This is a genomic window from Bacteroidales bacterium, from assembly GCA_014860585.1.
Taxonomy (GTDB): Bacteria; Bacteroidota; Bacteroidia; order Bacteroidales; family 4484-276; genus RZYY01.
The window spans coordinates 1-7,894 of record JACZJL010000088.1 but is presented as its reverse complement, the minus strand read 5'-3'; the positions used below and the strand labels follow the sequence as shown (position 1 = coordinate 7,894).

Annotated in this window: 3 protein-coding genes; all 3 read right to left on the bottom strand. The window is 43.5% G+C overall.

The features are described 5' to 3' along the window. Window positions 1-1,760: hypothetical protein (locus IH598_08775; protein ID MBE0638601.1), on the bottom strand; the 1,760-nt coding region annotated here is incomplete at its 3' end. Between the two features lie 226 nt (window positions 1,761-1,986). Beyond that, window positions 1,987-5,691 carry a C10 family peptidase gene (locus IH598_08770; protein ID MBE0638600.1) on the bottom strand — a complete coding sequence of 1,235 codons (3,705 nt, stop codon included), beginning with the start codon at window positions 5,689-5,691 and terminating at the stop codon, window positions 1,987-1,989. A 304-nt stretch (window positions 5,692-5,995) separates the two neighbouring features. Then, the coding region (locus IH598_08765) for a T9SS type A sorting domain-containing protein (GenBank protein MBE0638599.1) at window positions 5,996-7,894 on the bottom strand (1,899 nt) is incomplete at its 5' end.

Sequence of the window (7,894 nt, the reverse complement as noted above, 5' to 3'; positions counted from 1 at the left end):
GGCCAGTAAACACCCGTTCCTGCCACATCTTTTACAATTTGCAAACCTGTAACTCCGTCAAACAGCGACTCAACGGCCAGAGCATCACTGCTAAGCACAGGTAGTATACTCCAACCCTGGCCTAGATTTACCGTTTTGTCGAGCACTTCTTCACCACAAATGGGCAACTGTGTTTCCCAATCAGCTTTGATAGCATATCCGGAGTATTCATCCCAGTTGCTGAGCGTAAATGTATTACCACCCGGCCAATAGACCCCGTTGAAGTTGGACAGGATGATTAATGGGTAGGTGATTGGATACAAGAGGTTGTTCAGTTGAGAATCGGTGGGAGTAATGAAACTTGAAATGCCGCTCCAACCAGATGGTATGTCGATAAGTTGACTGGCAACTACATTGATTGCAAACTCGCAGCAGTTTTCACAACCTGTAACCGGATCAATGTAGCAGTAAGTGATCATGTAAGTGCCAATTCCGGTAAAGGGTTCGAAATAGTAGCTACCATCTTCGAACTGCACTCCTTCGCCGGAATAAATGCCACCCTGTGGCGAAATGATATTTAGAAGAACATCCGGTGAGTTAAGACAAACTTCAAGATTTGCCGGGCAATTTAATTGTGGCAATAGTTTCACCAAAACTGAGAACTCACAGCTTGCCTCACACCCAAAGGCGTTGGTTTCTGTATAAACAAACAGGTATTCGCCAGCTTCAGCTGGATTGAACCCTGTGACCACTTCACCATTAAAGGTGTATACGCCGGCGCCTTCAAAAACAACAGCTTCGTCTCCTTCGCAGAATGGTCCGTAAGCCGGGCAATCAAACACCGGAACCGGGTTCACCACGATGGAGAACTCACAACTGGCCGAACAACCAAAGGTGTTAGTCTCGGTGTAAACAAAGAAATATTCACCGGCAATCACAGGATCAAATCCGGTTACAACATCACCGCCGGAAGAGAAAACTCCATTGCCTTCAAAAACAACAGCTTCGTCTCCTTCGCAGAATGGTCCGAAAGCCGGGCAATCAAACACCGGTAGCGGGTTGACCTCAACAACAACGGATGACGAATGGCTGTCCCCAAAAGAATTTGAGACGGTGATAAAATAGGTTGTAGTAACAGTTGGATAAACAACAGGATTTTGAAGGGCAGAGACAAACCCTGCCGGATCGGATGTCCAGGAGAAAATCGGCGTGCCACAACCACCCGTTACATTCGCACTAAGTTGTACAGGATCGCTGGCACAAGTTGTTAAAGGATCAGCAGTAACCTCTAAACCAATCGGATTCAGCATACTGCTAAGTGCTGATACGCCATTGGTTACATACAAACCATTGAAATTGGGCATCGCAGCATTATAGGTCACATAAACCAATTGTTCCAGCCCGGTTTGATTGTAATAGACTTTCCATGTCAATGGCTCATTTTCAGCAAATCCATCCTTAACGCCAAGGGTTGTTATGTCGTCACCATACGCAGCAACTACCTGGCTCAGATTGGGATTCCATGCCAGTGCTCCACCACAGGCTAATTCTCCCGAATCATTTGTATAAAAAACACCAATGTAATCCCCATCAGCCAGCGTGATGCAATTGAACACCAATGATGTTGTAACCGCGATGATATGCGATGATCCGGTCGGGTTAAACTCCCAGCCGGGAGGTGTATTTCGTTGTGGAATTTCACCAAATACTTGATTCGCCTGTCCAAAGTAAAGCGCTAAAGTGAAAAGAGATACCAGCAAAAGTTGTAATAGTTTTTTCATCGTATTCAGGTTTAGTAAATATTTTTAATTGAGCAACATCCAATTGATTCAGCTATTTTAAGAAATAAAGTTTTAGAATATAAATCAGACGGTAAAATTACACGGAAATTTTTTCACACACTTTTTTTTATCAGAAAAAATTCAGCTGCTTAGGTAACTGGTAAAAAAAAGCCCTCCAGCGCGGGAGGGCTTAAACAGGGTTGTGGTATCGGGATAGTTTGTAGGTTTATCTTTGAACAATCACCTTACTTGTTGTTTGTGCAATTCCATTGCTGACCCTGACCAGGTAGCAACCTTCGGCAAGATGGCTCAGGTTAATGCTGACCTGCGCGTTGCTGGTGTTTACAGGGGTGCAAACCATTTCGCCCGGCAGGTTCATGATCTCTATGGTGAAATTTCCTGAATCCTTATTATTGAACCTGATATTGAGATTTTCGCTGACTGGGTTGGGGTAAATTTCAAAGTTGATGACAGTTGTTTGTTCATTTATTCTGGTGAGCATTTCGATAGCTGAGATGCCGTCGATTACAAAGTAATTTTCAGTGTTTGGCATAGCTGGATTGAAGGTTGGATTGATCTCTGCGACCTCTCCGGTTTTTTGACGATAAACCTTAAATTGGATTTCTTCACCTTCCATCATCCCGTCCAATTCTGTTGTGTAGGGATCGTCGCCATAAATGACCAGGACATTGCCTTCCTTCGAAAAGGCAGCTAATCCGACATTCACTCCACTGGTGTTGAAAGCGCCAATGAGGTCACCTTCATCGAATTGGTCAGCCATGAATGACGAAATAGAAATTACATGAGTGCTTCCTGTTCTGATCACCTTATTCCATGGCGAGTTTAGTTCTTCCTTATCTGGTTCCAACCCTTCGCCACCTTTGGACGGGAAAGCGATGGTGGCAGGCGCGGTAAGATAGACCATGTAAGCTTTTCCTGGTTCCAAAACATCCAGAGAACTGATTGACATCGCCGGCCAATACACTCTTGGTCCTGAAATCTCTTTGGCAATCATTACTCCCGGATCTTTTAATATTGCTGATGTTGCCACATTGTTCTCGCAAAGGACAGGTATTATATGCCAACCGGGTGAAAGGGACAGCAAACGGTTAAAGGTCTTTATTCCGCAAACATTCAATATTTCGTCGTCTGCCATTTTTATTTTATAGCCTTGAGTGGTTTTCCAAAGCCCGATTTCGTTTATGTTTTGACCTGGCCAATACACCTGAGTCATATTCAATAAAATCACCAATTCCTGGACAACCGGAGAAAACATTTGCACTACATCACAGTTGGTCTGCTCAAGATAGGAAGAAACGCCCGACCAGCCCTGATCAAGAATGATTAACTGGCTGACCTGCTGGGCAGGTTGAGTGGAAAATCTGTGTGGCCCTGCCCATAAACTTTGAAATCCGCCAGCACAAACAGCCTGAACATAAAAATCATAATCCGTTGCCGGGCTTAAAATATTCAAAAGATATTGATGATTATTTAATCCAGTAACCATTACTCCGCTTCCAGGAACAAAACCAGCAATCCCCCATTCAAGGCTCCATTCCCCCTCTGAACCTCCCGGTGTCCAGATCAATTTCGCTGCATTTTCGGTAATTTCAATTGCTGACAGGTTTTTCGGCAGATGGCAATCATTTGGTGATTCATACGCTCCCAAATCAACATTGAACCAGGAAATTCTCAGGTTCCAGTCAAGATCTTTCTCAACACCGGCAGGAACTAATCCGTTATCACCTGCATCAATAGCGGGTGAAATGATTTGTAGCCTGTAATTGCCAAATGAGTTTGGTGCGTTTGATGCAGGCTCTGGGAATACAAACCATGGATCAGAGAAAATACACCCCAGATTGTAGAAAATCATTCCGTTACCGTAAACATGGAAATTTCCCCCTGTTTGCACACATGAGTTGAGAAAATTAACCTTATTCATCATTCCTTCATTATAGAGTTGATGCCCCATGAAGAATCCACCCTGATCATTCATCACCTCATTACCCCACAAAATGCAGTTTTTAAGAATAACCAATGAGGCTAATTGTTCGTGATTACAAATCCCGCCGCCACATGTTAAAGCCTTATTACCTGAAATTGTAGTGTTTATAACCTGAACAAAACTCTGCAAATTGTAGATGGCGCCACCATTGATTGCGCTGTTACCATTAATAAGACAATTCACAATTACCGGGCTACTGGTATGATTAAACATACCTCCTCCGGCATCCGTTGTTTCATTTCCCGAAAAAATGCAATTGGTGATTTCCGGGTTGCTGTTCAGATTGAACATCCCTGCCCCGAAAGCATTTGAAAAATTATCATAGAACCGGCAGTTTATGATTCGGGGATTGCTTGCATCGTTATACATTCCGGCTCCCTTTTGATTTTCAACATCTTGATCCACAGCTCTGCCTCCTGTAATGGAAAACCCATCTAATAGAGCGGTGTTATTAATGTTCATATTTTTAACAACATGATACCGGTCCTTTTCACCATCCAGAATGGTTTCATTCTGAAGGAAGTTTCTGCTGAAATAATCAAATGTTCCGGGATTCTCATCACCCTTAAATCCACCGTAAATCTTTACATTATTTTTAAGTGCAAAATGTCTTAATCTAAGCATACCATTACCTGTTGGGGCATACTTTCCCTCAGCAACCCAGATACTATCACCCTGAACTGCTGCATCAATGGCATCCTGCAGTAAAACAAAAGCATCCCTCCAGCATTTGCCATTGTTCAGGCCATTTGCGTCTTTATCAACGTAAATGATTTTAGGTGGGTAAAGATTGAAAATTGCAGACTGATTAAGGGTGAAATTATGAGTTTTAGGATTTAAATTATTCAGATAAAAGAAACCATCATCTTCTCCACTCCACCCCCAGTTAAAATGAAAATAGTCTGTTTGCAGGTAGCCGTCGCAGACAAAAGCATGACCGGCATCCGCATCCTGCATACCTTGGTAATACACCGGACGCTGCTGATCGAGTTGTGCTATCAGCATAGTTTGCCAATCCAAATTGGAGTAGTTATTTTTGAACAATAATTCAGCATCGGAGGAATAGTTGAAATACCCGACAAAAGCATCTCTGATTTTGATTGTATTTGCAAAAGGAACTCCCGAACTAACCGGGCCGTAATCCATATCCACCGAAACCCCGCAATGGTATAGCAATTCGGCAACCTGATTATCATAGGTGCTGAGCGAATCATGCATTACTGCATAATCGTAATTTGCTGCATGGAAATCGGCGCTTTGCACCCCATAACCCGGATTTGTTGCCGGTGTGTATGCATGGTTGCCCGATCCTTGTACAGGATACCCAAAGCATTTCATAATCTGTCCCATAGCTACTGCCACACAGCCAACAAGCGCATGGTTGTCGAAACCAGCCGGATCAGATGGGCAGAATGCATTGTAGTATTTCTCCTGGCTCCATTTTGCAGCGACAAGCGGATCCACTCCTTTCGATTTGACCGGTGAAGGATTAAAGGTTTTATACTTTTCCCATAGATGCTCAACGCTTTCATCTCCGGCAAGTTCCTGCTCAATTACCTGTGCAATCTGATCCCTGAAACTTTGTAACCAGGCTTCCATGGCTGGCGGTAGATTTTTATCATTAAAACTCCCTGTAAAGTTGAACCCAAGCACCGGTACAACACGATCATCTGCTGCTATGATGACGAAACCGTCCTCCAAGTTGATATTGAAAACATAGTAAAGTGGAATACCATTGAAGGTTGCAGTCGAATAAAGTTCCGGTTTGATTTGATCATAAGCCATTGCTTTTGTATCCCGGGAATTCTCCCAGTAGAAGTTTTTGCCAATATTGATGGCATCGCTTGTTTTTACGTGTTCTGCAAAAAGATTCATTGTAAGGCAAATCAGCAGAACAATTCCAGATGTCGAGATTTTTGTTTTCATTTCATTTAGGTTTTTAGTTAGACATTAAATCAATGCTTTTCTCCTCATTAATGTAAAAGTGTGCCAGAACTGACAGGATAAGAAAAAAAGCAAATATATAGTATATTGTGCTGAATTACAAATTTTTAAGCACCAAAATCTTTTGTTCTTTTTTAAGTTTTAAAATGAGCAAAATGTTGTTGTTGCGTAAATCCACCCAACTTGGCGAAATGCATATCATGTATTGCAATTCCGCTCTGCAATAAAAAACCCCGGATTTCTCCGGGGCTTGAACAGGGTTGTGGTATCGGGATAGTTTGTAGGTTTATCTTTGAACAATCACCTTACTTGTTGTTTGTGAAATTCCATTGCCGACCCTGACCAGATAGCAACCTTCGGCAAGATGGCTCAGGTTGATGCTGGCCTGCGCGTTGCTGGTGCTTACCGGGCTGCAAACCATTTCGCCCGGCAGGTTCATGATCTCAATGGTAATATTTTCCGAATCCTTATTATTGAACCTGATATTGAGATTTTCGCTGACTGGGTTGGGGTAAATTTCAAAGTTGATGACAGTTGTTTGTTCGTTTAATCCGGTGAGCATTTCGATAGCTGAGATGCCGTCGGTTACGAAGTAATTTTCAGTGTTTGGCATAGCTGGATTGAAGGTTGGATTGATCTCTGCGATCTCTCCGGTTTTTTGACGATAAACCATAAATTGGATTTCTTCACCTTCCATCATCCCATCCACTTCTACTGTATAGGGATCGTCGCCATAAACGACCAGGGCATTACCTTCCTTCGAAAAGGCAGCTAATCCAAAATTCATCCCTCTGCTGTTGAATGCACCGATTAGGTCGCCATCATCGAATTGGTCAGCCATGAATGACGAAACAGAAATTACATGAGTGCTTCCTGTTCTGATCACCTTATTCCATGGTGAGTTCAACAGTTCTTCCTTATCTGGTTCCAATCCTTCGCCACCTTTGGACGGGAAGGTGATGGTGGCAGGTGCAGAAAGATAAACCATGTAGGATTTAACGGCTTCAAGAACATTCAATGTATAGATTGACATGGCGGGCCAGTAAACCTTTCCACCTGAGATTTCCTTGGCGATAACAACTGAAGGAGAACTTAGCACACTTGCAGTTGAAACATTATTGGAACTCAACACCGGAATGATATGCCAACCGGCTGAGAGGTTGAGTGTCCTGTTGGTGAGCGGTGCGCCCGTGATGCAAAGAGAAACATCGGAAGTAACCCTGATTTTGTACCCTTCGTAAGGATTCCAGTTGACCAGGCTGTTCACATTCATTGCCGGCCAGTAAACCCCAAGCATGCTCTGAAGTATAGTAAGATCGTTCTGAATTCCGGAACATATATTTACAATATTGGCATCAAAGGGCATAAGGTGCGAGGAAACCCCTCCCCAGCCCTGTGGAACAGCAATAATCTGGGTTTGCGAAGAAATAACTTTCAGGCTGGTTAGTGCAGAATGCCCGTTATTATGGAATTTTCCATCGAAATTGGGGTAGGAAATATCATAGGTGGCAGTTGCAGTGTAAGTAGTGAGGTCATTGCAGGAAAAGATCTTCCAGATGATATCTTCTCCATCATAGAAGCCTTCTTTTCCGCCAATTTCCGGATTATCGCCCCAAATACTGAAATTCAGGTTGTTAATACCATCCCAAACCGCACTTCCCGCGCAACGTTCAACTCCGAAATCATCGGTGTAAAAAGCACCAATAACATCTCCGACACCAATAGGCGCTCCATTGACCTGTGGATTTACCGATACCGGGATATCAATCCAGTGAACCTTACCTGTTGGCATCCAATACCATGAGTTAGGATAGATGAACATTTTATAATCTTCCACTTCGCCGTCGGATGCTGGTCCCATATAGGACAGGCCTGGCGCTGTGCTGAACCTGAACCGGGAATATGTCGGACCTACCTGTGCAAACGGATGGATCATCATGTGAATGTAATTTATTCCGGGCATCACAGGACGATCAATGATCACATGATCGTGCGGCTCAGCCCAGGTTCCGTTGGGTTCGTGGTCAAGCCATGCATTCAGAAATCCGTAGTTTGAAGCGATTACATAGATAAATCCACCCGGTCCGGCCATTAAAGTATTCTGCACTACCACTCCATCTTCATCGTCAGTGTTGTTCAGATCATCACCCATTGCCATCGGGTCTGGTTGTCCGTCGGGTTCAAG

Coding starts and splice junctions, on each gene's coding strand:
- IH598_08770 (MBE0638600.1), bottom strand. CDS start 5,691: ATGAAAACAAAAATCTCGACATCTGGAATTGTTCTGCTGATTTGCCTT.